Source organism: Citrobacter sp. TBCS-14, assembly GCF_005280805.1.
In the GTDB taxonomy this organism is placed as follows: Bacteria; Pseudomonadota; Gammaproteobacteria; order Enterobacterales; family Enterobacteriaceae; genus Citrobacter; species Citrobacter gillenii.
This window is the reverse complement of sequence record NZ_SZWM01000775.1, coordinates 1-915: the sequence shown is the minus strand read 5'-3', so window position 1 is coordinate 915 and position 915 is coordinate 1. Positions and strand designations below refer to the sequence as shown.

The 915-nt window shown below is 48.7% G+C and carries 1 protein-coding gene; it reads left to right on the top strand.

The window, feature by feature from the left end; translation table 11 throughout:
* Positions 1 to 69 precede the first annotated feature (69 nt).
* A complete protein-coding gene (locus tag FDX22_RS21255) occupies positions 70 to 627 on the top strand; it encodes a recombinase family protein (RefSeq protein WP_146717733.1) in 558 nt (185 codons plus the stop codon).
* The last annotated feature ends 288 nt before the right edge of the window (positions 628 to 915 follow it).

Sequence of the window (915 nt, the reverse complement as noted above, 5' to 3'; positions counted from 1 at the left end):
GAACGTTTTTAATAATGATCATTTATCGCTCAGGTGGCATGATTCCGGCCTTTTGGAGGTAGGAAATTCATGCTTATTGGCTACGTGAGGGTGTCAACAAATGACCAGAACACTGCACTTCAGCGAAACGCGCTCGAAAGTGCAGGATGTGAGCTGATTTTCGAAGACAAGATCAGCGGTAAGGTGTCCGACAGACCAGGGTTAAAAAAGGTGCTCCGGACGCTATCTGAAGGCGATACGCTGGTGGTGTGGAAACTGGATCGGCTCGGGCGAAGCATGCGACATCTTGTTGGGTTAGTAGAGGAACTGCGGGAGAAGGGGGTTAACTTCCGGAGCCTGACGGATAGCATCGATACGAGTACGCCTATGGGGAGATTCTTCTTTCATGTAATGGGCGCGCTAGCTGAAATGGAAAGGGAGCTTATTGTCGAACGCACCCGGGCAGGTTTAGAAGCTGCACGCGCAGAGGGTAGGATTGGTGGTAGACGGCCAAAGTTCAGCCAGGATGAATGGGCACAGATGGGGAGACTGATAGAAGGCGGAATAGACAGGAAGCAGGTAGCAATCATTTTCGATGCTGGTGTCTCTACGCTGTATAAGAAATTTCCTGCTAGTTGCGGGGAGTAGCTGCAACCGTGGTATGCAAGCACGGTCGCAGCTGGGGGCCAAGTGTTCATGCCATGGCACCGGGAGATAATAGTATACGAGGCCACCCGTGAAATGAGCCTCACAGAAGTGTGGCAATTGTCCTAAATTCTTCATAACTAATGGATGCTATGATCGCTAACTGCATGAAATATAATGCACTGTTTTTATAGTGTTGTTATGAAAAAACGCGTTATTCCCTTGATATAAAAAGGAATAACGCACGATTTAAAATCCCTCGGCTGTAAGGCTGTGTGGGTTCAAGTCCCA

Bases quoted from the DNA above. Each gene is read 5' to 3' on its own strand.
- FDX22_RS21255 (WP_146717733.1), top strand. From the start codon at position 70: ATGCTTATTGGCTACGTGAGGGTGTCAACAAATGACCAGAACACTGCA.